General features: G+C 46.3%; 21 protein-coding genes and 1 tRNA gene. 7 read left to right on the forward strand and 15 right to left on the reverse strand.

The annotated features are described in order from the left end of the window. The 7 genes from atpD to atpB all read right to left on the reverse strand — a co-directional run bounded on the left by atpD (position 1) and on the right by atpB (position 6,656). Entirely contained in the window at positions 1 to 1,488 is a 1,488-nt protein-coding gene (gene atpD / locus QP420_RS00480; RefSeq protein WP_060787081.1) for a F0F1 ATP synthase subunit beta, read from the reverse strand. A 6-nt stretch (positions 1,489 to 1,494) separates the two neighbouring features. Continuing rightward, a complete protein-coding gene (locus QP420_RS00485; protein ID WP_060787080.1) occupies positions 1,495 to 2,499 on the reverse strand; it encodes a F0F1 ATP synthase subunit gamma in 1,005 nt (334 codons plus the stop codon). A gap of 3 nt (positions 2,500 to 2,502) precedes the next feature. Then, complete coding sequence (gene atpA / locus QP420_RS00490; protein ID WP_060787079.1) at positions 2,503 to 4,179, reverse strand: F0F1 ATP synthase subunit alpha; 1,677 nt, start codon at positions 4,177 to 4,179, stop codon at positions 2,503 to 2,505. 16 nt (positions 4,180 to 4,195) lie between these two features. Next, positions 4,196 to 4,777, reverse strand: a complete 582-nt coding sequence (locus QP420_RS00495; protein WP_060787078.1) for a F0F1 ATP synthase subunit delta — start codon at positions 4,775 to 4,777, stop codon at positions 4,196 to 4,198. Positions 4,778 to 4,884: 107 nt separating this feature from the next. Next, positions 4,885 to 5,427 (reverse strand): F0F1 ATP synthase subunit B, encoded by a 543-nt coding sequence (locus QP420_RS00500; protein WP_415688854.1) that lies wholly within the window; start codon positions 5,425 to 5,427, stop codon positions 4,885 to 4,887. A 64-nt stretch (positions 5,428 to 5,491) separates the two neighbouring features. Next, positions 5,492 to 5,725 (reverse strand): ATP synthase F0 subunit C, encoded by a 234-nt coding sequence (gene atpE, locus QP420_RS00505; protein WP_004126223.1) that lies wholly within the window; start codon positions 5,723 to 5,725, stop codon positions 5,492 to 5,494. Positions 5,726 to 5,801: 76 nt separating this feature from the next. Further along, a complete protein-coding gene (gene atpB / locus QP420_RS00510) occupies positions 5,802 to 6,656 on the reverse strand; it encodes a F0F1 ATP synthase subunit A (protein WP_060787076.1) in 855 nt (284 codons plus the stop codon). Positions 6,657 to 7,017: 361 nt separating this feature from the next. Between atpB and QP420_RS00515 the strand changes: the two genes are divergently transcribed. Then, positions 7,018 to 7,091, forward strand: a tRNA-Met gene (locus QP420_RS00515). A gap of 51 nt (positions 7,092 to 7,142) precedes the next feature. Here the strand turns inward: QP420_RS00515 and QP420_RS00520 are convergent. The 5 genes from QP420_RS00520 to QP420_RS00540 all read right to left on the reverse strand — a co-directional run bounded on the left by QP420_RS00520 (position 7,143) and on the right by QP420_RS00540 (position 11,540). Continuing rightward, a complete protein-coding gene (locus QP420_RS00520; RefSeq protein WP_060787075.1) occupies positions 7,143 to 7,415 on the reverse strand; it encodes a CopG family transcriptional regulator in 273 nt (90 codons plus the stop codon). A 2-nt stretch (positions 7,416 to 7,417) separates the two neighbouring features. After that, positions 7,418 to 7,672 (reverse strand): hypothetical protein, encoded by a 255-nt coding sequence (locus tag QP420_RS00525; protein ID WP_060787074.1) that lies wholly within the window; start codon positions 7,670 to 7,672, stop codon positions 7,418 to 7,420. A 95-nt stretch (positions 7,673 to 7,767) separates the two neighbouring features. Beyond that, complete coding sequence (locus tag QP420_RS00530) at positions 7,768 to 8,808, reverse strand: tetratricopeptide repeat protein (protein ID WP_481616280.1); 1,041 nt, start codon at positions 8,806 to 8,808, stop codon at positions 7,768 to 7,770. Between the two features lie 55 nt (positions 8,809 to 8,863). Further along, on the reverse strand, positions 8,864 to 9,889 hold the full coding sequence (locus tag QP420_RS00535; RefSeq protein ID WP_415689262.1) for a DUF8094 domain-containing protein: 1,026 nt from the start codon (positions 9,887 to 9,889) through the stop codon (positions 8,864 to 8,866). A gap of 16 nt (positions 9,890 to 9,905) precedes the next feature. After that, the gene (locus QP420_RS00540) at positions 9,906 to 11,540 is read right to left on the reverse strand and encodes a hypothetical protein (protein WP_481616281.1); all 1,635 of its coding nucleotides are present in this window, start codon (positions 11,538 to 11,540) and stop codon (positions 9,906 to 9,908) included. Positions 11,541 to 11,743: 203 nt separating this feature from the next. Between QP420_RS00540 and QP420_RS00545 the strand changes: the two genes are divergently transcribed. After that, positions 11,744 to 12,739 carry an FKBP-type peptidyl-prolyl cis-trans isomerase gene (locus QP420_RS00545; protein ID WP_481616282.1) on the forward strand — a complete coding sequence of 332 codons (996 nt, stop codon included), beginning with the start codon at positions 11,744 to 11,746 and terminating at the stop codon, positions 12,737 to 12,739. Positions 12,740 to 12,842: 103 nt separating this feature from the next. Here the strand turns inward: QP420_RS00545 and QP420_RS00550 are convergent, their stop codons facing one another. Both QP420_RS00550 and QP420_RS00555 read right to left on the reverse strand, forming a co-directional pair. Beyond that, on the reverse strand, positions 12,843 to 14,264 hold the full coding sequence (locus tag QP420_RS00550) for a hypothetical protein (protein ID WP_481616283.1): 1,422 nt from the start codon (positions 14,262 to 14,264) through the stop codon (positions 12,843 to 12,845). Between the two features lie 275 nt (positions 14,265 to 14,539). Then, positions 14,540 to 16,777 carry an RNA degradosome polyphosphate kinase gene (locus tag QP420_RS00555; protein ID WP_415688847.1) on the reverse strand — a complete coding sequence of 746 codons (2,238 nt, stop codon included), beginning with the start codon at positions 16,775 to 16,777 and terminating at the stop codon, positions 14,540 to 14,542. 619 nt (positions 16,778 to 17,396) lie between these two features. On the opposite strand from QP420_RS00555, the gene QP420_RS00560 reads away from it, so the two are divergent. Genes QP420_RS00560 through QP420_RS00570 form a run of 3 tightly spaced genes read left to right on the forward strand, consistent with a single transcriptional unit; the run spans position 17,397 to position 20,041 of the window. Further along, positions 17,397 to 18,128, forward strand: a complete 732-nt coding sequence (locus QP420_RS00560) for an MIP/aquaporin family protein (protein ID WP_060787068.1) — start codon at positions 17,397 to 17,399, stop codon at positions 18,126 to 18,128. Between the two features lie 31 nt (positions 18,129 to 18,159). After that, complete coding sequence (locus QP420_RS00565) at positions 18,160 to 19,194, forward strand: glutamyl-Q tRNA(Asp) synthetase (RefSeq protein ID WP_481616284.1); 1,035 nt, start codon at positions 18,160 to 18,162, stop codon at positions 19,192 to 19,194. Between the two features lie 34 nt (positions 19,195 to 19,228). Beyond that, on the forward strand, positions 19,229 to 20,041 hold the full coding sequence (locus QP420_RS00570; RefSeq protein ID WP_481616285.1) for a YggS family pyridoxal phosphate-dependent enzyme: 813 nt from the start codon (positions 19,229 to 19,231) through the stop codon (positions 20,039 to 20,041). Between the two features lie 23 nt (positions 20,042 to 20,064). Here QP420_RS00570 and QP420_RS00575 read toward each other — a convergent pair whose 3' ends face one another. Next, entirely contained in the window at positions 20,065 to 20,880 is an 816-nt protein-coding gene (locus QP420_RS00575; RefSeq protein WP_060787065.1) for a fumarylacetoacetate hydrolase family protein, read from the reverse strand. A gap of 231 nt (positions 20,881 to 21,111) precedes the next feature. On the opposite strand from QP420_RS00575, the gene clpB reads away from it, so the two are divergent. Next, a complete protein-coding gene (gene clpB / locus QP420_RS00580) occupies positions 21,112 to 23,706 on the forward strand; it encodes an ATP-dependent chaperone ClpB (protein ID WP_481616286.1) in 2,595 nt (864 codons plus the stop codon). 206 nt (positions 23,707 to 23,912) lie between these two features. Next, on the forward strand, positions 23,913 to 25,253 hold the full coding sequence (locus tag QP420_RS00585) for a DNA recombination protein RmuC (RefSeq protein ID WP_004105862.1): 1,341 nt from the start codon (positions 23,913 to 23,915) through the stop codon (positions 25,251 to 25,253). Positions 25,254 to 25,309: the final 56 nt, after the last annotated feature.

Raw genomic sequence — 25,309 nt, forward strand, 5'->3', positions numbered from 1 at the left:
TCACGCACCAAACTCTTGCTGCATATCGTGCCAACGACGCTCAAGATCGTCAATGCCACCAATGCCAGAGAACGCCTGCTCAGGGATCTCGTCGTAAACGCCATCGCAAATGCGCGTAAACGCCTCAATCGTCTCATCAGCTGGAACATACGAACCTGGACGACCAGTAAACTTTTCTGCCACGTAGAAGTTCTGACCAAGGAACTGCTCAATCTTACGAGCGCGGCTCACAGTGGTCTTATCTTCTTCACCAAGCTCATCAATACCAATCAAAGCGATGATATCTTGAAGCTCCTTATTACGCTGCAAAATGGCCTTTACGCGATTAGCGCAATCGTAGTGAGCCTGGCCAACATAACGAGGATCCAAAATTCTAGAAGTAGAAGCCAAAGGATCCACAGCTGGGTAAATACCCTTAGCTGCAATGTCACGCGAAAGCTCGGTAGTTGCATCCAAATGCGTAAATGTTGTTGCAGGCGCAGGGTCGGTGTAATCATCTGCAGGCACGTAAATAGCCTGAAGCGAGGTAATGGAATGGCCGCGAGTAGAAGTGATTCGCTCCTGCAACGCACCCATCTCATCTGCCAAGTTTGGCTGATAACCAACTGCAGAAGGCATACGACCAAGCAACGTAGAAACCTCGGAACCAGCCTGAGTAAAGCGGAAGATGTTGTCTATAAACAGCAACACATCTTGATTCTGCACATCGCGGAAGTACTCAGCCATAGTCAAAGCGGTAAGAGGCACACGAAGACGAGTCCCAGGAGGCTCATCCATCTGGCCAAAGACAAGCGCCGTCTTCTCCAAAACGCCAGCTTCTGCCATTTCGCCAATCAAATCGTTACCTTCACGGGTACGTTCGCCAACGCCAGCAAACACAGACACACCACCGTGGTTCTGTGCAACGCGCTGAATCATTTCCTGAATCAACACGGTTTTACCAACGCCTGCGCCGCCGAACAGACCAATCTTTCCGCCCTGAACATAAGGGGTAAGCAAATCGATAACCTTAATGCCCGTTTCAAACATCTGAGTCTTAGACTCAAGCTGATCGAAAGCAGGTGGATTGCGGTGGATTGGCCAGCGCTCAGTCACCTCAATATGCTCACCTGGTTTGGCGTTTAAAATATTGCCGGTAACGTCAAAAACGTGACCTTTAGTAACATCTCCAACAGGTACCGAAATTGGACCGCCAGTGTCTCTAACTAAAGCGCCACGAACCAAACCGTCCGTAGGCTTAAGCGCCACTGCTCGCACGGTTGAATCCCCAAGGTGCTGCTCAACTTCCAGAGTAATCTCGTGGACGGTATCTCCCTCCGTGTTTCCAACGGTGTTGATATCCACCTTGAGAGCATTGTAAATATCTGGAAGATAGCCAACTGGGAACTCAACGTCAATCACGGAACCCTGAACACGGGTTACGCGACCAGCCGTTGGGTCGTCTTCCTTTGCATCTTCTGGAGGTGCTGTGGTCTGATTTTCAGCCATATGCTCCTATTCCTCCTCATTGTTCAGCGCATCAGCGCTGCCGATAATCTCGGTAAGTTCTTGTGTGATGGAAGCCTGGCGAGAAGCATTTAGCTTTCTCGTTAAATCATCCACCAAGTTGCGGGCGTTGTCTGTAGCCGTATGCATAGCGTTCTGCCTGCTAGCTGTTTCGGATGCTGCAGATGTAAGCAAACACTCGTGAATACGCGATTGAATATACTTTGGCAAAACCGCATCCAAAACCTCGTCTGGGCTAGGCTCAAAGCAATATTCCACAGCGTCTGGGTTGCTGCGACTAACCGCTTCTTCTCGAGCCGAAACCGCACCCGTAGACGAAAGCGAAGCCGAAGGACCCGAGGCTGCCTCGTAATCTGGCCTATGCATAGCAAACTCTTCGCCGTCTTTTAACGGAACCAGCTCAACTGGAAGCATGCGAAGCGTACGAACCTTTTGTCTCACCATGTTTACAAACTCAGTGAACACAATGTAAAGCTCGCTAACTCCACCTTCTTCTTCGGGAGTCATGTACGCATCCATTAAAGTATCGGAGATTCGCTCTGCGATTGTTACATCAGGATGATCCGTAGAACCTTCCCAAGTGCCTGCAACGTCGCGGTTGCGATACTTGTAGTAGGTTGCACCTCTTCGACCATACACGTACAGCTCGGCGTGCTTTCCTTCGGCGTCTAGCTTTGTAAGCAGCGCCTCTGTTTCTCGAATAATCGAAGACGTAAACGCGCCAGCCATTCCACGGTCGGAAGTCAACGCCAACACGGCTACGCGATTACCCGCACGCTCTTTTCCAAAGATTGGATGCTTAATGTTTGCTTCGTGATGAGCTACCAACGCCTGCACAGCATCGAAAATTGCGTCGCTGTATGGCTTAGCGTTAAGCGCAATATCTCGCGCTTTTGCAATATGCGAAGACGCAATCATTTCCTGAGCCTTAAAGATTTTGCCCAAAGACTGTGTGGAAATAATTCTCGATTTCAATGCAAGTTGGGAAGACATACGCTACTTCCCCTCAGACTCGTGATTGCTTGAATCGCGACCATCCGACTTTGGCTTTGCAACAAGCTTTTCCTTCTCAACAGGAGCAGGATTTTCGGCAGGAGGCAAAGAATCCTTAACAATCAAAGGCTTTCCTGCAGAAGTCTTAAACGACTTACGGAAATCTTCGATTGCGGCATCAAGCTTTGCTTCTGTTTCTTTGGTAAAGTCCTCGGTATCGCGAATCACTTGCAAAATGTCGGTTCCCTTATCGAGGTAGTCCAACATCTCGCTTTCAAAGCGAAGCACGTCTTTTACAGGAATGTCGTCTAGCTTGCCGTGAGTACCAGCCCACACAGAAACAACCTCTTGCTCCATGGAACGAGGCGAGAACTGCTTCTGCTTAAGCAACTCGGTTAAGCGGGCGCCACGAGTGAGCTGAGCCTTGGAGGCCGCATCCAAATCGGAAGCAAACATTGCAAAGGATTCCAAAGACTTGTAACGAGCCAACGAAATCTTAAGCATGCCAGAGACCTTCTTCAAAGCCTTAGCCTGAGCTGCGCCACCAACACGAGACACAGAAATACCAACATCGACTGCTGGACGCTGACCTGCGTTGAACAAATCGGACTGCAAGAAGATCTGACCATCTGTAATAGAAATTACGTTGGTTGGAATGTATGCAGAAACGTCATTTGCCTTGGTCTCAATAATTGGCAAGCCAGTCATTGAGCCGCCGCCCATATCGTCGGAAAGCTTTGCACATCTTTCTAGCAGACGAGAGTGAAGATAGAACACATCGCCTGGGTATGCTTCACGCCCAGGTGGACGACGAAGAAGCAAAGAAATCGAACGATATGCTTCTGCTTGCTTAGACAAGTCGTCGAAAACAATCAAAACGTGCTTGCCGTTGTACATCCAATGCTGGCCAATTGCAGAACCAGTGTATGGAGCAATGTACTTAAAGCCTGCAGAATCCGAAGCTGGGCTTGCAACGATTGTTGTGTACTTCATAGCGCCTGCTTCTTCGAGGCTCTGACGTACGGAAGCAATTGTTGAACCCTTTTGGCCGATTGCTACATAAATGCAACGAACCTGCTTTTTTGGATCGCCACTTTCCCAGTTTGAACGCTGATTGATAATCGTATCGATTGCGATTGCTGTTTTACCAGTTTGACGATCGCCAATAATCAACTGACGCTGACCGCGACCAATTGGCGTCATTGCGTCAATGGCCTTTAAACCAGTAGACAAAGGCTCGTCCACAGGGTGACGATGAATCACGTCTGGAGCCTGGGCTTCAAGAATACGACGCTCCTTGCACTCAATCGCACCAAGACCATCAATTGGATTACCCAATGGATCCACGGTACGACCAAGATAGGCGTCTCCCACTGGCACAGACAACACTTCGCCAGTGCGGTAAACTTCCTGCCCTTCCTCAATGCCCGTAAAATCGCCTAGAATAACAACGCCGATTTCGTGAGCATCAAGGTTAAACGCTAGGCCAAGGGTGTCGTTCTCAAAGGTGAGCAGCTCGTTTGCCATGCAGCCAGTTAAACCAGCCACATGCGCAATGCCGTCACCAGCCGTAACAACATAGCCAACTTCTTGCGTTGGCATGTCTGCCGGCTTGTACGAGTCAACAAACCCGTCAAGTGCCTTGCGTATAAGGGCGGGATCAATAGATAGTTCCGCCATAATTCTCCTTATTTAACTATTTCACTGCCTGTGTCCAAGCACCATTTCGCGCAGAACGCTGCAACTGCTTAAGTTGCATCAGCATTGTGCGATCTGTTACTTGATCGCCGATACGTATACGCATACCGCCAAGCACGTTTGGATCTACGATTGGGTTTATGTATGCACGATGACCCAACTTATTGCTGTAAATCTCAATCAAACGCTTAATCTGCTTATCTGTAAGAGGCTGAGCGGTTGTAACAGTAACCAAAGTTTCGCCCGCTTCACGCTCAAAACCAGACCACGCGCCGCCAAAGCTGCCCGTTTTGCCGCTTTCAGCGCCGCCATGCCATGTTCCTACAAGATAGTGCATAATGCGCAACACAACAGGATGCGCCTTACCTCCAATAAGCTCATCAATCAATCTTGATTTGTCTTCCGAAGACCTATTTGGATCGGTAATGGCGTCAGAAAGCTCAGGATATTTTTCCAGCATATCCATCATTGTTGAAAGCTCATCAGATATACGCTGAGCTTCGTCGTGAGCATCTGAAATGGCTTGCGCAAGCGAAGAACGCGACAAGTTTTCGCTTACTCGCGATGCCTTTTCTGGCATTCGTACCTCCTCATTTATGCAAAACTTAAGTAGCGGAATCAAGCATCACCAAGATTTAACTTAGATTAAAACTAAAATGTAAAACTTAGTGAAACCGCTTGTTTTAGCTACTTGTTTTGACCCGAATCCTTAACACTTGAGACTTCATCAATCACATGATCAATGATTTTAGAGCCTACGGCATCGTCATCTAGCTTAGATGCAAGAATCTTGCCAGCTAACGCTGCAGCGAGAACCGAGACTTCTCCTTGGAGGCTAGACATGGCGTGCTTATGCTGAGCTTCAATGGAACACTGAGCTTCACTAATGATTTTTGCAGCATCTTTTTCTGCGCGCTGTCTCGCTTCATCAACAATCTTAGAAGCCTGTGCACGAGCCTGTTCACGAGTCTTTGCAGCATCTGCTTGAGCCTGAGCAAGCTCTTCTTCCATCTTGCTCTTTAACTCATCAGCTTCACGCTGCATGTTTGCTGCTTTGGCCATTCCGCCTTCGATTTTTTCTGCACGCTCATCAAGAATTGCCTGGAATTTAGGCATAACAAACTTGTAGAAAAATGCTGCAAGAACTACCAAAACAATTAACGACCACACTAAGTCATAAGGCTCAGGCAAGAACAACGCCAAACCATTACTCTCAGATGCATGTGCCATGGCTTGTCCTTTCTATTCCTTCAACACTTTTGTATTTGTGCTGGAACGAGTTGTTTCGTTCGGTTCACTTTCCCATAATGTAGGCAACGAATCCGAGCAAGCCCAGAACCTCGATAAATGCCAAGCCAACAAACATAAACAGCTGAATACGATTGCCAACTTCTGGCTGACGTGCAGTGGACTCCATAGCCTTAGCAACAACGATTGCCATACCAAGTGCAGGAGAGATTGTTGCAACAGCAAAGCCAAGGATGCTCAGGTTACCGACCAATCCTGCTAGAGCGATGATGTTATTCATTGGTTTCCTTTCTGTTAAAACAGTAACCAGTATAAACCCGTAAGATGTGTAAAATCTGAAGATTTAAGCTATGCTATCAGGCAACAGCAACAGCAGATTTTTCTTCTTCCTCTGGGTAGCTTTCCGAAATGTAGACGGACGCAAGCACGGTAAAAATAAATGCCTGCAATCCTGCTACCATAATTTCGAATAGGGTAAACAGAATGCCACCAAGCAGCCATAATGCACCGCCGAAGGCAAGGAGTTTATTGCTGGAATCCACCACAAAGAAGTTGGTGAATACTAAGCAAGTGGCCACCAGCAAATGGCCAGCAATCATATTCGCAAACAAACGGATTGTAAGCGAAAGTGGTCGCACAATTATTAATTCTATGAGCTGCAATGGCGAAAGAATAAAGTAAATCGGCCATGGCACGCCCGCTGGGAATAATGCTTCACGGAAGAATCGCAAAAAACCTTTTTCGCGAATGCCAGCAATAAGATATTGGCACACAACCCATAAAGCAAATACAAGCGGACCAGTAATGGTTGCGGTTGCAGCCATATTCAATCCTGGAATCACAGAACAAAGATTAAAGAAGAAAATTGTTATAAATAACGTAGACATCATTGGCACATAGCGCTTGCCACGTTCTTCGCCAATCATCTCATACACAATGTTAAATCGCACAAAGTCCATTAGGATTTCTAGCACACTTTGGAATCGCGTAGGAACTACTTTTGCGCGAGCGGCACCAATGCCAAAAATAATCATAACGATTACAGCCATAAGCACGCGCACCAAAATAATGCGGTTCATTGCAAATGGCGTGCCTTGGAATAAAATCTCTGGAGGCAAAAACTCATCAATCTTAGGCAACTCTGGCTGTTCTGAAGCCAGCAATGTTGCCGAATGCACAGTGTTAGCTAACGCTTCAATAGCTCCACTCATCAGCTCCTCCTTGTAAGGCGTCGTTTATATCGCTACTCACGTTTAATTAATACTAAACCTTTAATACTAATCCTCTTAAAGCTGGGTTGCATAAACGGCAAACTCTGTAAATCTATTCGTTGGTGTGATACTAAACGAAAATATATCTCTAAAATGCTGATTCTACTCTTGGTTTGTACATTTGAGTTATATTGTTGATTATTAACGAGTTTTGCGCTTATAAAGTATGCAAATCTCTAGTCACTTGTTTATTGTACTCCACATTTGTTTAGAATTAAACCGCTTTTGCGGGAAACACGCCGAAGACTTGACAAATCTAAATTTGCCCCTATCGTAGATAGAGCTGCTAAAAAGCAGCCGACGCGGGGTGGAGCAGCTCGGTAGCTCGCTGGGCTCATAACCCAGAGGTCCATGGTTCAAATCCATGCCCCGCTACTAAAGCCAAGAATCGCATACTTCTCACGAATGCGCGTCTTGGCTTTTTTATTAGCTAACAGCACCTGCAAGCTTTCGGCGAACATATTCGCTTCTACTTATATGATAATTTTTCGACGCCCTCGTTATGCTTTCAAGCTGAGCTTTAGGGAGTTTTATTGTCATACTAACTAAAGGTTCATCTTGTGCAGAAGCCATATGCAGCCCATAGTATACAGGTCCTATTACTCCATCATCTTGGTTCTCATCTTCCAAAACCTCAACATCCTTATCAATTTGTTCGGATGTCATTCCAAATTTTCTCAGCAGATTCTCCTCGTTCATTTTCAATACCTTCTTTTAGCTAACTCAGTTTTAATCTTTTTAGTTGGCGGAGTCATTGCGTGATATATCAACACATCTTCACCAATCTGCTTGTATACAATCTCAACATTTCTACCACGAGAATCAAGACCAATACATACCCAGGTTTCATTATTTCTGCGCGCATCAACCATCACACTATGAAATGCTGTAAGAACATCTTCATCGGTGAGTTCTGGATGCCTCTTATGAACGCGCGGCAATATATAAACCCTCATTCACAAACACCTCGCATAAGCCGAAGACTATTGATACTAGATTATCACCGAGGTATTACCAAAAAATTACTCAAGTAATACAACTATCTGATATATCAATAGAGAAGGATTGCAAGACGACGGCGAGCGCGATTCAAACGCTCATCGCCAGCAGGAAGCATTGCAAAATACTCGAGCATGCGGTCTTTAATCACCTCTGCGCAATCTTTGTGAGAAGCAAGAAAATCAAGAAGCCTGCCAAAAGCATCGTCAATGTGGCCGTCAATCATATCTACATCTGCCACAGCAAGCTGAGCAGAAACCTCGCCAGGATTATCTCCAGCAGATTTGCGCACAGCCTCCACATTTGTGTTTGTATTCCTGCTAAGAAGCAAGGCTTTAGCGCGTTCGCGAGCAGCTAATAAGTCATTTGGATTAGCCTGCAATACTTTTTCATACTCACTTGCAGCTAGCGCATAATCGCCACTAACGGCCGCAGCACGAGCTGCCTTATGCTCAGGAGGAACGTTGGAGAAATCGCCAGAATCCGCAGAATTATCGTCTGCGTCAGCATCTGCCGAATCTGAAGAATCTGAAGAATCTGCTTTAGATTCCGCTGAATCAACATATGGAGCAGTTCCAGCTACACCAGACTTTTCTGCAACCTTAACCAGCTGCGGCAAAATTTCGTTACAGATTTGCTGCAATTCATCCGCGCTAGGCAAACCTTGACAAATAGGCATTGGCCTTCCACCAACAAGACCATAAATCGCAGGAAGTTGCTGAGCTCGCAAAGCTTGAGCAATCGATGGGCTTTGATCCGCGTCAATTCTCGCAAGTTGCATTCGACCATCTAGGGCAGTAATAGAATCCGCAAGATTTTGCGCTAAATCATAAGAAGTTTCATCACTTTTTTGCCAAACAAGCAAGATAATTGGAAAACTTACGGAAGTCTGAACCATTGCCTGGAAAGTCTGATCGTTAACATCAATCACATACCCGCCTGCGAGTGGCATTTTAGACTGAGGCTTGCCAGATTTTTCGGCGGCTTCGCGCTTTGCAAGAGCCTCCGCTTTGCGCTTTACGCCTTCTAGATCAACTGCACCAGCAAGTGAAAATCCACCTGGATTCATGCCCATGGATTGCGAATCAACCATATTTCCTCTTTTACTTGAATTTTGTACGCGATTCAACGCTGTACATGCTAAAACTCTACAACGCCTCTACTTTTATAGGCTGACGTTCCGCACCAACTGGAATAATACTTGCACCAGACCCAGCAGGAGGCACAACCATAGCTATAACGTTCACATAGGTTACACGCATTGTAGAAGTGGCCTTAGCGTCGCCGAACAGGGCTTTTTCTTCATCGGAAGCTGGCCTAGATTCGCGGCCTTCGCCAGCTTTTCTAGTCCAAACTGAATCAATACGAGCAACAACCAAATCACTTCCATCGCTTGCGCGCATAACGCTAATCTGATTTGTTACGGGAACAAAAACCTGCTCCTGAGAGCCCTTGTTTCGCTCCATTCCCGCTTGAACGGTTTTAGAAAGCTCCTCTAACTTTGATCGCAAGTAGTCTGCAGCAAAATACTTTGCAAACTTGCTTGATTCGCCCCTTTGTAAAACATCTGCATATGCAGTTGCAGCCGCCTGCGGAGTCATAATCAAACCAGAATCATTGGCCTTCCCCATAGAAGCTCCGATTGAAGGAACTGGGAATTTTGGCAAGTGAACGCCTGGGAAAAGCCTTGCTACCGCCCAAAGTTTGTAATTTGAGCGCGCGCTATCTTGGCGAATCACCAACAGGCGCTTAGATTGCTGATCTTTTGTTGTTGTGGTAATCGTCATTAAATCGCGCGGCCAGCTTGCGTTTGTTGGCACAATTGTTTGAGCAACTTCGCGAGGAATAGTGGTTTTTGCGTCCAATTTGCCTGTTTTTGCAGCAATCGCCAGCTCGCTTGCACGCACAAGAGCCGAAGGGCCGCTCATGTATTCCTCAAGGTTGCTTGCGTTTTTCTCTTCGTTGGCCTTCTCTAAGGAGCGCAAAACTCTTAAACGTATATCTTTTTCTTTGATTGGAGTTACGTCTGGAATCTCCTTAATGCTAGAGCCTTCTTCTGCTTTAGGAACTTGGCCTTCGCAAGCGCAAAGCGTAAGGCACATTGCCGAAGCAATTACCGACGCACATGCAAAACGTGCGTAATGCTTGATTTTATGCGCATAAAACATAGTCATACTTTCCAAAATAACGTTACTTTTTGCGGTTTTTTGAAGATTTTGAGTTGGTGTTGGAGGAGCCGTTGTTAGTGCCACTGTTGGAGCCACTATTGGAGCCCCTGTTGGAGCGGTTATCAAATCCTCTATCTCTGTACTTGCGATTTCTTCCTTGCTTTTGACTGCGAGCATCGCGCTTGCCGCCTGGCTTTGCACTAGCCGAATCGCTAGATGCCGAATCTCCAGCCGCCGCAGCCTTGCCGCGATTGGCCTTGCGGTTGCGGTTGCCGCTGCTACTGCCGTAACGGGACTCATTCTTGTAGCGATTTTTTGCGCGGCCATTTTCGGATTTTTGTGCTTTTTGTGAGTTTTGTGAGTTTGGCTCTTTCTGAGCACTTTCCTTACTATCCGCTGAACTATCCGCTGAATTTCCCGCAGATTCAACATCGCCAGACTCCGCGGAAGAATCGCCAGCCACCGCCGCCTTATCCTCGCCAGCCAAATCGCCATTAAAAGCAACCCCAGATTCGCTGGCAAACCTAGCAAAGTAAGACTGCAAATCGTCTTTAGAAATAACAGTTGTTTCATCTAAAGCCGCAGTAGGGGAAGAATTTAGACCAGACTTTACGCTTATAGAAGAATCAACAGCCGCTTGAGACTTTGCGGTACGCGTTCTTGCGTGAACTCCGTGCCTTGCATGCGCCCCAGAACTGCCCTTGTGCCTAGACTTTTTGCGCTTTGCGCTGCCAAAAATGCCAGCCAAAGTTCCAGCCAAGGCCTCCGAGATCTTAACTTCTTCTTGGCTAACATTCTCAACGCTAATCAAGCCCGTTCTGCTTGCAACAAGTCGCTTATTTCGCCTGCGATGCGGCGCCATTGCAAACACAGAAGCAGAAAGCCCGCAAAGCAGAATAAACAAAGCGCCTACAAAATACAAAGGAGTTGCAAAATCAGGTAGATTATGCCTGCGCCAGCGCAATTCAACAAAAGCTTCGGGAGAATTCTTGCCAAGGTCAATAATCAAAGCTCTACGGGCAATTTTTGCTCGCAAAGCCGATGGCAATTTTTGATGCGATGCATGAGATTGCGTATTATCTTGCGATTCCTGTTTTATAGCCAAATCCGCCGCATTGCCCGCCTGCTCAAAATCGGCAGCATTTACAAACAGCTTTGCCAAGCCCATTTGGCAAGTGGCATTAGTCCACAAATCTGAATCTTTAAAATCAACATCTTTAGAAGCCTTAGAATCAGTAGCATTCGCACTAGTTTGAGCAGCAACCGAATCATTGCCTCCATCTGCACCTGCGTTGTCTACCTTCATAACAGCGGTAGAAAGATTACTCCAATTATCAAGACCAGTTATTCTTTGCACGGAATGCCCCTGCACCCATCCGCGCACGTCTTTAGCCAAGCCAACCGCAACGCAAATAGGCTTGCGAGTATTAAGCGCCGCAACGCTGATTCTTACGCGATAATCAACAAGGTTTAAAACACCTGGATCCGTAACAATGTATCTAGAGCCATACACGTTTGTATGCGCCGAAACAATCGAACTCGGCTTCCAAACCGTTGCATTAAGCACACCAAGAACAATACTAAGAACAGCGAGTAGCCCAAAAATAGGCGCCACAATGCCCCGCATGACCTTAGCTCGTTTTGTAGGATGTTGCATTAAACCTCTTTCTTAAACCTGCACTGCCGCTAATCGCAGCAACGCACGCAGGCATATTAAAGCTGATTCTAAATTCGTTATATTGTATCTACTTTTATCTATTCTACAATCCTCATTAATCTTTTATAAGACTAAGCGATTTTGCTTAAGCGATTTTGGCGCTAAAACATTTAAAATCATGCGCAAGTTATAGGCTTAAACTTATGACAAAAACCAGATTAAATTTAACTAAATCCGTTATAACTCGAGCAATTTGTGGCGCAAGCGCGATTGCTATGTGCTTCTGCTTGGCATCTTGCAGCGCAAACAGCGAGTCAAGCAATGGTATGGCAGATGCTGCCGCAAACGCTGCTGGAATGCAAGTTTTAAACGGCGTTAAGGCAAGTGGAGACTTAGGCAAGCAGCCAAAAGTTGAATTAACAACCCCTATAGATGTTAAGCCAAATTCTTACGCCATTTTGCAAAACGGCAATGGCGCTAAAATCCCAGAAAATAGTCGCGTATGCGCTAATGGCATTGTGTACAACGCTAAAAATGGCAAAGAACTTATGAGCACCTGGAAGCAAGGCAAGCCAGACTGCTCAATCGTTGTTAAAAAGGGCGTTACAAACAAGTCTTACTACACGCTGCTTAGGGGAAGGAAGATTAATTCCACAATCGCCTTTGGCGTGCCGGCAAATCCTCAAACTAAGCAAGACGCGTACGTAATGGTGTTAACTCTTGTTTCTTCAATGAAGACTCTTGACCGCGCAACGGGCAGCAAGGTTAAGGATATTCCTGAAAATCTGCCAAAGGTAACTCTTAGTAAATCTGGAGAGCCATCGTTAGATAAAAATAACTATGTTCCAGACGGAAAGCTTGTTTCTCAAACTTTGATTGAGGGAACCGGCAAAGAGGTAACCAAAGAAAGCACTGTAACCGCCCATTACACTGGCTGGACTACCGATAAAGACGGCAAATTACATCAGTTTGATTCGTCATGGAAGCGCGGAACACCTGCGGACTTCTCGCTAGCTGGTCAAGTGATTCCAGGATGGACTAAGGGTCTGGCTGGAAAGAAAGTTGGATCCCAAGTTCTTTTGGTAATTCCTCCAGAAGATGGCTATGGCAAAGAAGATAAGAAGGACGCACAAGGAAACGTAACAATTCCTGCAAATTCAACGCTTTACTTTGTTGTAGACATTCTCTACGCTTCGTGATTTAGTTGCGATTTAACTCGCGATTAAACTGCGATTAATGTTATGCCGCGCTTGAATAAATCTTGCGCGGCATTTTTGTACGCGCTCCGACCTGCCTTTTCGCTTAGAGCGTAGCGCGCGAATGCAGGTCGTCGCGCACGCGACGCATATGTAACGCAAAACCAGCTCCCGCTGCAGCCACAATTACGCACACTGCAACAACAGCACAGATAACAGCAATATTAGGCCTATTGCTGCCAGCAGCAGCGCCAGATGCGCCAGTCGTAGCAGCCGCAACATCCGCAGCTTGCTTAGATCCAGTTGCAATCGCAGCACCTGCATCAACATCTCCCACGCTTTGCCCATGCTTTGCAATATTTAGCTTCGCCCAGGCAATCTGCCTACCTTCTTCGTTTGTTATCAAAAGCGTATAAACGCCAGCGCAATCATTTGGTAAGTTAACACTAAAATATGCCTTCTTGGAGGTTTCCGATTCAAAGTTTGCGCAAAGAAAATCGTTGCCATTAGTATGATTCAGCATCTTAGGCTTAGCGTCTTTGGTGTTTGCAGCCTCTACCGCGCTAGGTTTTTCTGCATCTCCCTTATAAAGGTACACAACCAGCTCACTTCCCGAGAACACACGTTGAAGCTGCTGTTGAGTAGCGTTAGGGAAAATCTTATCTGTGTTAATATAAAAAGCGTTCGGCATTCCTGCCTCAACACCCATATTGTTCATTAAAGTCAATGTGTTTTTAATGTTCGGGTTAAGCTCTTTTAGTGTTTTAGGTGCTGGAGCTGGCTTAAAGTAATCGTAATTTGTTTCTTCATCATTGCTGGAATCTAGCGAGTACGCCTTGTATCCAGCAAATGGCGAACGCGTTGGAGCTGGGTCTTTAAAACTATTAGAGTGCAAGTTTTGCATACCTTTTGCAACATCTTGTGACCCCGGGAAGCTATTCCTAATGTGGAATCGCACTGCGTCTGTAAGACCTTTGTACGCATCTTTAATCTGTTCAGGTGTTTTTGCAGCATCTATACGCTTCCATTGCTTTTCTAGAGCGCGCGCTTCATCAACAGCCCTTGCTGTTATTTGCAAAGCAAAGCCGTAATAGAATCCTCTAAGATCTTCTTTTACAGATTTAAGAAGTTTTTCACTAGGAGCGTCTAATTTGCCTGTTTTACTTGCCATTCGCGTAGCGTTTGACGCCATCAACATACTGTAATACAAATGGAATGCAAGGTTTCCTTCGGCGAAGGATTTATCTTCGTAATCTATCTTAGATAACTGTTTTTTAATAAGACCAACGCCATCGGTTGTTCCGTAGAGTTTTGCAAGACTAACGTTTGTGTTGTTTTGCAGATTAGCATAATTGTCTGATTCGGCAGATTTGCTAGAAGCCTTGGCGGATGCAGGATTTGCAGATGCAATCAAGCAGCACGCGCACATAGTTAAGCACGTTATTAAAACTACGAGTCTTTGTAAAATCAATTTTGTAAAAATATTAGATTTTGCAAGAACATTCGAGCCTGTAAAATTGCGATTCATAGAATTCCCTTCGCTATCTTCTTGTTATTCTCTGCTTTATTCTTTGACTATCTTTTTTATTTGTAAACGCTTAAACGTTTGCTTAATTCTACATCTAATTATGCTCAGACCAACAATGACGCCGAAATGCGGATTTTCCGCTTTTTGTTGCTGATTTTGGTGTGGTAGAGCTACAAAAAGCGGAAAATTGTTTGCGCGCTACGCTTTAAGCGATAAGGCAGGTCGGAGCGCAAAAAAGCCAGAGCTAAATGCCCTGGCTTTTGGCTAATCGTAAGCTAATTAACACCGCGCGGCTTACGCGTATGTGTATGAATCAAGTACTCTTGACTATCTACCAACGGTCTGCCTTCTGCATCGCGAGAATGCAACGTGTATGTGCCGTCGCCATCCATCCACCAAGAAACCGTTGAATCCGCCATTTGCAAATCAATGTACTGAATCAACGCTTCCACCTGGTCTGGAGCACTTATGCGAACCAGCGTTTCAACGCGCCTATCAAGATTACGATGCATCAAATCGGCCGAGCCAATCCACACTTCTGGGCCACTTGCAGGGCCGTCGCCAATTTGCGGACCGCAAGAATTAGCAAAAGCGTAGATTCGGCTGTGCTCAAGGAACCTGCCAAGAATAGAACGAACGCGAATATTCTCACTCAAGCCTTCAATACCAGGCTTTAGCGAGCAAATTCCACGCTCCACAATGTCAATCTTTACGCCAGCTTGAGCCGCGCGATACAAGGCATCAATCGTCTTTTCGTCAACAACAGAATTGACCTTAATCTTAATCCACGCTTCTTTACCAGCAAGAGCAGCCGTCTCTTCCCTGCGAATTCGCTCAATAATACCCGTTCGAACTGTGCGAGGAGCTACAAGCAAGCGATGGAAACTAGACTTTGGAGCGTAACCCGAAAGCTGATTAAACAAACGAGTCAAATCTTGGCCAACTACAGGATCGCAAGTAAGCAAGCCCAAATCTGTGTAAAGGCGAGCCGTCTTAGGGTTATAGTTACCAGTACCAACGTGGCAATATCGGCGCAATCCTTCGGCTTCTTGACGAACCACAAGCGAAAGCTTGCAATGAGTCTTCAATCCAACAATGCCATACACAACGTGAACGCCTGCGCGCTCAAGCTTGCGCGCCCAAGCAATGTTGGCGTCTTCGTCGAATCGCGCTTTAATCTCAACAAGCGCAAGAACCTGCTTGCCAGCATGCGCCGCGTCTACAAGAGCGTCGATAATTGGCGAATTACTAGACGTGCGGTACAGCGTTTGCTTAATTGCAAGCACCTTTGGATCTGCCGCAGCCTGCGCCAAGAACGCCTGAACAGAAGTAGAGAACGAATCGTAAGGGTGATGCAGCAAAATATCGTGCTCGCGAATCGAAGCGAAAATATCTTGCGCGTGGCTGGTTTCCACTTCTGCAATCTGGCGATTTGTAGTAGGAATAAACGGACGATACTTTAAATCTGGGCGATCAAGCGCTTGCAACTCAAAAAGAACCGTCATATCTAGCGGAGAAGGCAAACGATAGACTTCCTCTGGGCTTACGCGCAATTGATTAGCCAGCAGCTGAGACAAGAATGGGCTAGCTTCGTCGGAAATCTCAAGACGAATAGGCGGCCCAAAACGGCGACGCAAAAGCTCCTTTTCCATAGCGTTGAGCAAGTTTTCTGCATCGTCTTCCTCAACGTCAATATCTTCGTTACGCGTAACGCGGAAAGATCGCGCTTCCTTAATAATCATGCCTGGGAAAAGCGATTCCAAATGTGCTGCAATCAACTTTTCCATAGTGATGAATCCGTAGCGCTCTTCGCGACCTTCTTCGTCTGTTAAATCATCAACTGGAACAAGACGATTCAAATTATCTGGAATCTTTACGCGAGCAAAATGCGATTTTCCAGAATTTGGATTTTCTACAATAACAGCCAAGTTGATTGACTTGCCAGAAATATATGGGAACGGGTGAGCAGGATCCACCGCAAGTGGCGTTAATACTGGGAAAACCTGCTTGCGATAATAGTCTGAAAGCCTATCTTTTTCGGATTGCGTAAGCTTATCCCAACTGAGCATAACAATGCGCTGCTTAGCAAGTTCTGGCAAAATGTGGTCAATAACATAATGCGCATGCTCATCTTGACGACGATGCGTAACCTCGCTAATTGCGCGCAACTGTTGACGCGGGCTAAGACCACTTGCCGCGGTTACTGCGATTCCAGAGTCGATTCTGCGCTTTAAGCCTGCAACTCGAACCATAAAGAACTCGTCTAAGTTGGAGGCAAAGATGGCTGCAAAGTTAGCACGTTCAAGAAGTGGTAAATCGGTATTTTGCGCTAGCTCAAGCACGCGGCGATTGAACTTTAACCAGCTGAGTTCGCGGTCAAAGAAGCGATCTTTTGGCAACGGTAGCTCGCCCTCACGAGCTTCACGCTTTTCTGCCTTTTCGTCTTCGGCGATGTGTTCTGCAATCTGGCCGCGCAGAATCGCCTTTGAGGGAGCGTCAAAAATTTGTACCATACTCCGTAATTGTATGCGCTGTAAGGGATGTGCGCGACTGAGTGTCGGCAGCAGCAAAGACCTCGACACGCCGATAGCGGCAATATGCGAACGCATTTGAACATGACAACCATTGCATGTTAACAAAATGATGCAAAACTGGCGACTTTTTATGTGCGATTGAACACTAATTACAATATGTTAACAAAAGCGATTTTGCGCTTTACTCTTAAAGCAAAAATGGCGATAATAAGAATCACAAGAACAAATTAAAAGAGCGGTAACCCACAGAAATGTATGGATGTTAGATTCCAATTACGTTGAACGGATACTTAAGACTTTTACCGTTGCAACGAGGATGTTGTGCAGATGAATCCGCTAAGTTGTTTTTGTAGCAAGAGGCTCGTCAAGGTGGCGAGCCTCTTTTGATGCGCGGGAATTTTGAGTGCTGGCGAACACTGGCTGCCTACGCCCCACCCACAACACACGCGACTGTCTGGCTCTTAAGGGAAACTATCAAAGAATAATTGTTGGAAAAATATTGGAATAATACTGTTGGAATTCATTTTCTTAGCTTCTTTGAAAATGATTTATAGATAGCAGCAAAAACAGCAAAACAATTAAGAAGGATCGAAGAACCATGCAACACTCGTTTACAGTAATGTTGGCAGCCGAGTTTATTGGCACTGCCATTCTTATGATTTTTGGCAATGGGGCCGTTGCCAACGTTGAACTTAAAAACACTAAAGGCCATCATGCAGGTTGGCTAAACATTGCTATGGGCTACGGTTTTGGCGTTATGTTCCCAGTGCTAATGTTTGGCGGAATTTCTGGCGCACACATAAATCCTGCTATGACAATTGCACAAGCTGTAAACGGCATGTTCCCTTGGCAAAACGTGCTTCCATATATTGTGGCTCAGCTTTTGGGCGCATTGGTTGGCCAGCTTATTGTATACGTAACTTATTTGCCACATTACAACGAGACTGAGGAGCCGGAAGCGATTCTTGGCACCTTCTGCACTACGGACGCTTACAATAACAAGCTTAACTACTTCCTCAACGAATTCTTTGGCACGCTCGTACTTGTTTTGGCGGCTCTTTGCTGCCTAACTTCTCCTTGGGGAGAAAAGAATTTGGCAGGAGCTTCAATCGTAGTTGGCTTTGTTGTTTGGGGATTGGTGACTTCTATGGGAGGCCCTACTGGCCCTGCTTTGAATCCTGCTCGAGACATTATGCCACGCTTGCTTCACGCCATTTTGCCAATCCCACACAAGGGTTCTTCTCGCTGGTGCGAGGCGTGGATTCCAGTCGTAGCCCCTACTGCTGGTGCAATCTTGGGCGTGCTTATTTTTAAGTCGCTATTTGCGTAAATTAAATTTTGCAAAATTTAGAGCATAATAAATGAGCGTAATTGGTAGATTCGCACCCACTCCTTCTGGGCGCATGCATATTGGAAACATGGTTGCTATGCTTGCGGCTTGGCTTTCTGCAAAGTCGCAAGGTGGAAGCATGATTTTGCGCCTGGAAGATCTGGACATTGCTAGAATGCCAAAAGATGCTAGCGCGCGAGTGATTGACGATTTGAAGTGGGCTGGTCTTGATTGGGTTGGCGAGCCGACTTATCAGCATAATCGCAATGCAATCTACCAAGAAGCTCTTGAAGCTCTAGAATCTTTGCAAGACGGCGACGGAAATTCCCTGATTTACCCGTGTTTTTGCTCGCGTTCCGATATTCGCGCAATCGCAGCTCCGCAAGAAGGCGACAGCTTTATACGCTACCCGGGTACGTGCAGAAATCTTCGCAAAAATGCGGAAGGCTTAGCGCAAATCGAAAAGCGTTTGCAAAATAATCAGCAACATTCTTTGCGACTTGCTGTTCCCTCGGCTGATTCGCCGCAAGCGAATGTGAGTTTTATAGACGCGATTTTTGGCGCACAATCGTTTAATATTGATCGCGATTTGGGAGACATGGTGATTCGCCGCGCGGATGGCGTATTTTCTTACCAACTTGCGGTTGTTGTTGACGATGTTTTGAGCGGAGTAAATGACATTGTACGCGGACGCGATTTGCTTCGTTCGGCGGCGCTTCAAATTTGGATTGGTGAGTTGCTGGAAAAGTCGGGATTTTTTGCGGCTCACGGCGTGCATTATGTGCAGCCAAAATTTGCGCATTTGCCACTAATTGATAACGCTCAAGGCGAGCGACTCGCAAAAAGCAAGCATTCACTAGATGTTGGTGCGCTTCGTGAATCTGGCTGGAGCGCCGAGCGCATGATTGGCTATTGCATGTATCTTTTGGGATACAAGAACCCTGGGCAAAATCAACCAGTAGATATGAGCGCAGCCGAAGCTCTTACGTTGTTTAAAAACGACGAAACGCCGTGGGACTCTATTCGCGCAAACCTAGCAGACAAATCCGTGCCCTTCCTCGACTAAACTATGTGTTTATACCGATAGATTGGGGCAATAAATGGCATATATGACGCAAAAAGATTTGGCGAATACTGAGGTCGATTGTGTTCGTGCGCGTCAAATTGCCGATGGTGTGCACAGCGTGCAAGACGCCATTGCTCAAGCCGAATCGCATTATGGGCGCAAACCTGAGTCGGTTACACTGCTTGCTGCAACTAAAACGCGCGATGTTGGGGAGATTATGGCGGCGCTTAAAGCTGGAGTGCGCGTAATTGGGGAAAATCGACCGCAAGAAATTGTTGCAAAAGCCGAGATTTTACGCAAGGAAGCTGCTCGCGAGAATTTAAGCGTTGGCGTGAATGGCAGTATAAATAGCGAAATTCCGCTCTATTTAATAGGTCAGCTGCAAAGCAATAAAATAAACAAAGTCTTGCCACTCGCAAATGGTATTCAGTCGGTTGATGGCATTGATCTTGCGCAAAAAATATCTGCTCGCGCGCAAAATTTGGGACTTTGCGTAGACGTTATGCTGGAAGTGAACGTTTCGGGAGAAGTTACAAAATCGGGGTGCGCGCCAGAACGCGCAATTGACGAAGCTCTCGCGGTATCCAGCTTGCCAGCGCTTAATTTGTGCGGATTTATGACGCTCGGAGCGCGCGTGAATGATGAAAAAATAGTTAGAAGCGGTTTTGCTGCATTGCGAGAAATCAGGGATTGTGTAAGTGAGCAACTCTCGCAAGATCATGATGGAAACTCTACAAAACTGGAGCTTTCAATGGGAATGTCTGGCGATTTTGCGTGGGCGATTGCCGAAGGCTCAACAATGGTTAGGATCGGTTCGGCAATCTTTGGCCCGCGCGCATTTGTGTAGTCTTAAATCAAATCAATAATTTCTCACGCATGCATAATCACATTGCGCAGCGAACCAATGCCATCTACGTGCACAATCGCTTCGTCGCCAGCGTGCAAAGTTCCTGCTGGGTACGGCGTTCCAGTCAAAATAACATCTCCTGGAAGAAGCGTTGAGAAGCTTGAAATCGCAGCAATTTGCTCTGGAATGCTGTGAATCAATCGTGCTGTAGTGCCGCTCGCCTCTGGCACATCTTTGCCATTAAGCGTAAATGAGATATGGGAATCGCGCCAATTTAGCTCGGTTGTAATCCATGGACCAAGAGGGCAAGACGTGTCGAATCCTTTTGCACGCGTAAACATTGGGTCGCTGCCTGCGCAATCACGCAAAGTTACGTCATTTACACATGTAAAGCCAAAAACGTAGTCCATTGCCTTATCTACCGACACATTTTTGGCGATTTTGCCCATAACAACAGCCACTTCTGGCTCAAAATTCATATCGTTCGAAAAAGCAGGAATAACAATCGGATCGTCAGGTCCTATTACAGATGTGCTCGGCTTTGTAAAAATCACCATATCTGCTGCAGTATGCGACGCGGCCGCAGCAGAAGATGCGCGCTCTTCAGCAGAACGCGTATCGTAGTTTTTTGCCAATCCGTAGACTTTTGAAGGAATCACTGGTGCAAGCAGGCGCACTCCGTCGGCGTCTAACTCGTAGCGCTTACCTGTTGGTTTAACTCCTTGAGGGCTTAGTGGATGGCCTTCCAGCGCTACTAAATAATCCTTGCCATCTGCTTCGTCTTTTTGAACGAAAGCGTACTGCGGAACTTCATTATAGGAAAAACGTGCAATTCTCATATTTTTAAGATTACGACATATTTGATACTTAGGAAAATACTTAGAAAGATACTTAGGAAAAGTCGGAAGCTTACGAAGATTTAAGGAAACGCCACAAACATCTTGAAAACAAAACTTGAGTGTAGTAGACTCAAGTTTTAGAAATTGACAGAATGTGGTTTGAGCGCAATTGCAAAAAGCGCACGCAAATCACCTAAAATCCGCAGAATAGCGGTGCAAATGGGGGTAAATATGGAACAAAAGTTTACAACCTTAGCGCAAGATGCATTAAGCGATGCTGTACAAAGCGCGGCGGCGGCTGGCAATGCGCAAGTAGATACGTTACATTTGGCAGATGCCTTACTTCGCCAAGAGCAAGGCGTAGTGCGCGCGCTTATTGCTCATGCAGGGGCAGACGCGCAACAAATCGGAGCAGAAATTCGCAACGCATTAGTGGCATTGCCTTCATCTACTGGCTCAACTACAACTAAGCCAGATGCAAGTCGTCAGCTTTTGACTGCGCTAAGCCAGGCAGAAAAAGAAATGCGCGCAATGGCAGATGAATACGTTTCTACGGAGCACATGCTTATTGGCATGGTTGCAAGCGCGCCGAATGCTGTTGCAGATATCTTCAAAAGGCACAATGTTTCTGCAGATGCGTTGCGCAAGGCTGTGCCGACTGTGCGCGGAGGTGCGAAAGTTACCAGCCCAGACGCGGAAGGCAACTACAAAGCGCTCGAAAAGTATTCGGTTGATATGACTGCGCGCGCTCGCGAAGGAAAGCTCGACCCAGTAATTGGGCGCGACCAGGAGATTCGCCGCGTGATTCAAATTCTTTCTCGCAGAACTAAGAATAATCCTGTGCTAATTGGCGAGCCAGGCGTTGGCAAAACGGCAGTTGTAGAAGGATTGGCTCAGCGAATCGTTGCAGGAGATGTGCCTACGACTTTGCAAAACAAGCGTCTTATCAGTCTCGATTTGGCTTCGATGGTTGCAGGTTCGAAGTATCGCGGCGAATTTGAGGAACGCTTAAAGGCAGTGTTGAAGGAAATTCAGCAATCGGACGGTCAAATTATTACGTTTATTGATGAGATTCACACTGTTGTTGGCGCAGGCTCTGCAGAAGGTTCAATGGATGCTGGCAATATGCTTAAGCCAATGCTTGCGCGCGGTGAGCTGCGCTTGGTTGGTGCAACTACGCTTAACGAGTATCGCGAGCATATTGAAAAGGATTCCGCCCTTGAGCGCAGATTCCAGCAAGTGTTTGTTGGCGAGCCGTCTGTTGAAGATACGGTGACGATTTTGCGTGGACTTAAGCAACGTTACGAAGCGCACCACAAGGTGACTATTAGTGACGATGCAATCGTAGCTGCAGCAACGCTTTCAAACCGCTACATTACTGGCAGACAGCTTCCAGATAAGGCGATTGATTTGGTGGATGAAGCGGCAGCTCACTTGCGTATGGAGCTTGATTCTCAGCCAGAAGAGATCGACGAATTGCAGCGCAAAGTTACGCGTCTTGAAATGGAAGAAATGCAATTAAAGAAGGCGGAAGATGCTGCTGCGCGCGAACGCTTAGAAAAGTTGCAGGAAGAATTAGCAAACTCACGCGAAAAGCTTACTGGATTGAAAGCGCGTTGGGATGCGGAAAAGGCTGGTCATAACAAGGTTGGTGATTTGCGAGCGCAACTCGATGCTAAGCGCGTAGAAGCCGACAAATTCACACGCGAAGGCAACTTGGAGCAAGCAAGCCGTATTTTGTATGGCGAAATCCCAAGCATTCAAAAAGCTTTGGAAGAAGCGGAATCACAGGCTGCTAATGCTAAGAGTGAAGCGAAAGAGCCGATGGTTCCGGATCAGGTTGATGCTGATTCTATTGCAGGAGTTGTTAGCGAATGGACGGGCATTCCTGTTGGTCGCTTGATGCAAGGCGAAAATGAGAAGCTGCTCAACATGGAAAAGGAGCTTTCTAAGCGCGTGGTTGGTCAAAGCGAAGCAATCCAGGCTATAGCGGATGCTGTGCGCAGGAGCCGCGCTGGAATTGCAGACCCGAATCGCCCGACCGGTTCGTTCCTATTCTTGGGTCCTACTGGCGTTGGTAAAACGGAGCTTGCGAAGGCTCTTGCCGACTTCTTGTTTGACGACGAGCGTGCAATGGTTCGCATTGATATGAGCGAGTACATGGAAAAGGCTTCCGTTTCGCGTCTAATCGGTGCTGCTCCTGGTTACATTGGCTACGAGGAAGGCGGCCAGCTTACTGAAGCTGTGCGTAGACGTCCGTATTCTGTAGTGCTTTTTGACGAAGTTGAGAAGGCGCATCCAGAAGTATTCGACGTTTTGTTGCAGGTTTTGGATGATGGTCGTTTGACTGACGGTCAGGGTAGAACGGTTGATTTTACGAATACGATTTTGATTATGACATCAAACTTGGGTTCGCAATTCCTTGTGCAAGAGGGCTTGGATGATGCTGCTAAACGCAAGGCTGTTATGAACGCTGTTCACGCTGAGTTTAAGCCAGAGTTCATTAACCGTTTGGATGAGCTTGTTATGTTCCATCCGTTGAGCCGCGAAGAGCTTGGTGGAATTGTGGATATTCAAGTTCGTCAAGTGGCTGCACGCTTGAGCGACCGCCGCATTAGCTTGGATGTGAGTGATTCTGCTCGCGCTTGGCTTGCGGAGCATGGCTATGATCCAGTTTACGGTGCTCGTCCGTTGCGTAGATTGGTTCAAACGGAAATTGGCGATCAGCTTGCTCGATTGCTGCTTTCTGGCAAGGTGCATGATGGCGCTCACGTAGTCGCAGATTGCGCAGAGAACGACGACCATGTAACTCTCAAGATTGCGTAGTTCCTGCATTCTTCAATGTAGTTAAATAATGTAGACAAATAATGTAGACAAATAATGTAGTCAAATAAAACAAAGCGTGCTGTTTATTGGATTATTTTCCAGTAGACGGCACGCTATTTTTGTTGCATAACGCTTATTTTTCTATGCAATAATGCGCGTGTCTAGTTATGCTTCAAAAGTCGAATCAATAGTGTTTAATAGAACGTATGTTCGATAATATTGTGATGTTTGTTTTAATGGTGGTTGCTGTTGTAATAACCGCCATTGTTGTGCTGGCTATTGTTAAGCACAACTCTGGAACGCAAGGCGCTAATGGCGTAAACCAACGCGAATTTAACGAATTGCGCTCGCAGTATGAACAAGCGCGCGCTCAAGCTCAAGAAAATGGCAATCAGGCTATACGGTATCGCACACAAGCAGAGCAGCTTGCTGAGCGATTGAAATTTGTTGAAGCAGAACTTGCTAAAGCGCAGCAGGCAGAGCAATTGCGAGTGAATCGCGAAGAACAATTGCGCGCAGAGCGAGAAGAACGCGAACGGTTAAATCGTGAAAAAACTTTGAAAGAGCAAGGTAAAGTTTTGGAAGCGCTTGCTCCAGTAAAAGACAATCTCGAAGCATTGAAGAATAAAGTTTCGCAGATTGAAGAAGGGCGTAAGCAAGAAATGGGTGTGCTAAGCACTCAGCTTAAAGGCCTAAGTGAGCAGCAAACAAGGCTTGACCGCGAAACGAGTTCGCTTTCTGCAGCATTGCGAAATAATAAGGTTCGCGGAGCTTGGGGCGAGGCTCAACTAAAGAATATTGTTGAATCTGCAGGCTTGCTTGAGCATGTTGATTTTGATACGCAGGTTGTTGTAACTGGAGTAAATGGCGAACAGCAGAGGCCGGATATGGTTGTGCATCTGCCAGGAGGCAAAACAATTCCAGTTGATGCAAAAGTTCCGTATGCGGATTATCAGCGCGCTTGCGAAATCCCAGATAACGCAAGTGACGAAGAATTAGCTAGAAGGAGCGAGCTTCTAAAAGCGCACGCTAAGGCTTTGCGAGAACACGTGCGAGTATTGGGAGCTAAAGCGTATTGGCAGGCTTTTGAAACAGCGCCAGATTTTGTAGTTGCATTTATTCCAAACGAAGCGTTGCTTCAGGCAGCTCTTGAAGCGGATCCAACGCTTATGGATGATGCTTTTGCGCAAAAAGTAGCACTTACTTCACCAGTTACTTTGTGGGCTGTGCTTAAGTCTGTTGCGTACGCATGGCAGCAGCAAAGTCTTACAGATGATGCAAAAGAACTTTTCGATTTATCTCGAGAATTATATGATCGCTTTGCGGTTCTTGGGGAAAATGCTTCAAAACTTGGCGTATCTTTGGCAAGAACAGTTGCAGCTTACAATAAGTTTGCTTCTTCGCTTGAGTCGCGAGTGTTGGTAACAGCGCGTAAACTTCAGAAGTTAGACCAAAGTAAAGTTATTGCTTCAATAGATCTTATAGATTCCGATAAAGCTGACGTTAAAGAGCTGAGCGCTCCAGAAGTATCAGTAGAAGATCGTTAAGCATAAAAACATCAAAGCATCAAAAATTGAACAACTCTAAACGCTAAGGAGTGCAA

This window comes from Bifidobacterium sp. UMB1197, from assembly GCF_030217745.1.
GTDB classification, from domain to species: Bacteria; Actinomycetota; Actinomycetes; order Actinomycetales; family Bifidobacteriaceae; genus Bifidobacterium; species Bifidobacterium vaginale_B.

Coding starts and splice junctions, on each gene's coding strand:
- QP420_RS00520 (WP_060787075.1), bottom strand. CDS start 7,415: ATGAACGAGGAGAATCTGCTGAGAAAATTTGGAATGACATCCGAACAA.
- atpB (WP_060787076.1), bottom strand. CDS start 6,656: ATGAGTGGAGCTATTGAAGCGTTAGCTAACACTGTGCATTCGGCAACA.
- QP420_RS00545 (WP_481616282.1), top strand. CDS start 11,744: ATGACAAAAACCAGATTAAATTTAACTAAATCCGTTATAACTCGAGCA.
- QP420_RS00525 (WP_060787074.1), bottom strand. CDS start 7,672: ATGAGGGTTTATATATTGCCGCGCGTTCATAAGAGGCATCCAGAACTC.
- atpE (WP_004126223.1), bottom strand. CDS start 5,725: ATGAATAACATCATCGCTCTAGCAGGATTGGTCGGTAACCTGAGCATC.
- QP420_RS00495 (WP_060787078.1), bottom strand. CDS start 4,777: ATGCCAGAAAAGGCATCGCGAGTAAGCGAAAACTTGTCGCGTTCTTCG.
- clpB (WP_481616286.1), top strand. CDS start 21,112: ATGGAACAAAAGTTTACAACCTTAGCGCAAGATGCATTAAGCGATGCT.
- QP420_RS00535 (WP_415689262.1), bottom strand. CDS start 9,889: ATGACTATGTTTTATGCGCATAAAATCAAGCATTACGCACGTTTTGCA.
- QP420_RS00550 (WP_481616283.1), bottom strand. CDS start 14,264: ATGAATCGCAATTTTACAGGCTCGAATGTTCTTGCAAAATCTAATATT.
- atpA (WP_060787079.1), bottom strand. CDS start 4,179: ATGGCGGAACTATCTATTGATCCCGCCCTTATACGCAAGGCACTTGAC.
- QP420_RS00500 (WP_415688854.1), bottom strand. CDS start 5,427: ATGGCACATGCATCTGAGAGTAATGGTTTGGCGTTGTTCTTGCCTGAG.
- QP420_RS00565 (WP_481616284.1), top strand. CDS start 18,160: ATGAGCGTAATTGGTAGATTCGCACCCACTCCTTCTGGGCGCATGCAT.
- QP420_RS00530 (WP_481616280.1), bottom strand. CDS start 8,808: ATGGTTGATTCGCAATCCATGGGCATGAATCCAGGTGGATTTTCACTT.
- atpD (WP_060787081.1), bottom strand. CDS start 1,488: ATGGCTGAAAATCAGACCACAGCACCTCCAGAAGATGCAAAGGAAGAC.
- QP420_RS00540 (WP_481616281.1), bottom strand. CDS start 11,540: ATGCAACATCCTACAAAACGAGCTAAGGTCATGCGGGGCATTGTGGCG.
- QP420_RS00485 (WP_060787080.1), bottom strand. CDS start 2,499: ATGTCTTCCCAACTTGCATTGAAATCGAGAATTATTTCCACACAGTCT.
- QP420_RS00560 (WP_060787068.1), top strand. CDS start 17,397: ATGCAACACTCGTTTACAGTAATGTTGGCAGCCGAGTTTATTGGCACT.
- QP420_RS00575 (WP_060787065.1), bottom strand. CDS start 20,880: ATGAGAATTGCACGTTTTTCCTATAATGAAGTTCCGCAGTACGCTTTC.
- QP420_RS00585 (WP_004105862.1), top strand. CDS start 23,913: ATGTTCGATAATATTGTGATGTTTGTTTTAATGGTGGTTGCTGTTGTA.
- QP420_RS00555 (WP_415688847.1), bottom strand. CDS start 16,777: ATGGTACAAATTTTTGACGCTCCCTCAAAGGCGATTCTGCGCGGCCAG.
- QP420_RS00570 (WP_481616285.1), top strand. CDS start 19,229: ATGGCATATATGACGCAAAAAGATTTGGCGAATACTGAGGTCGATTGT.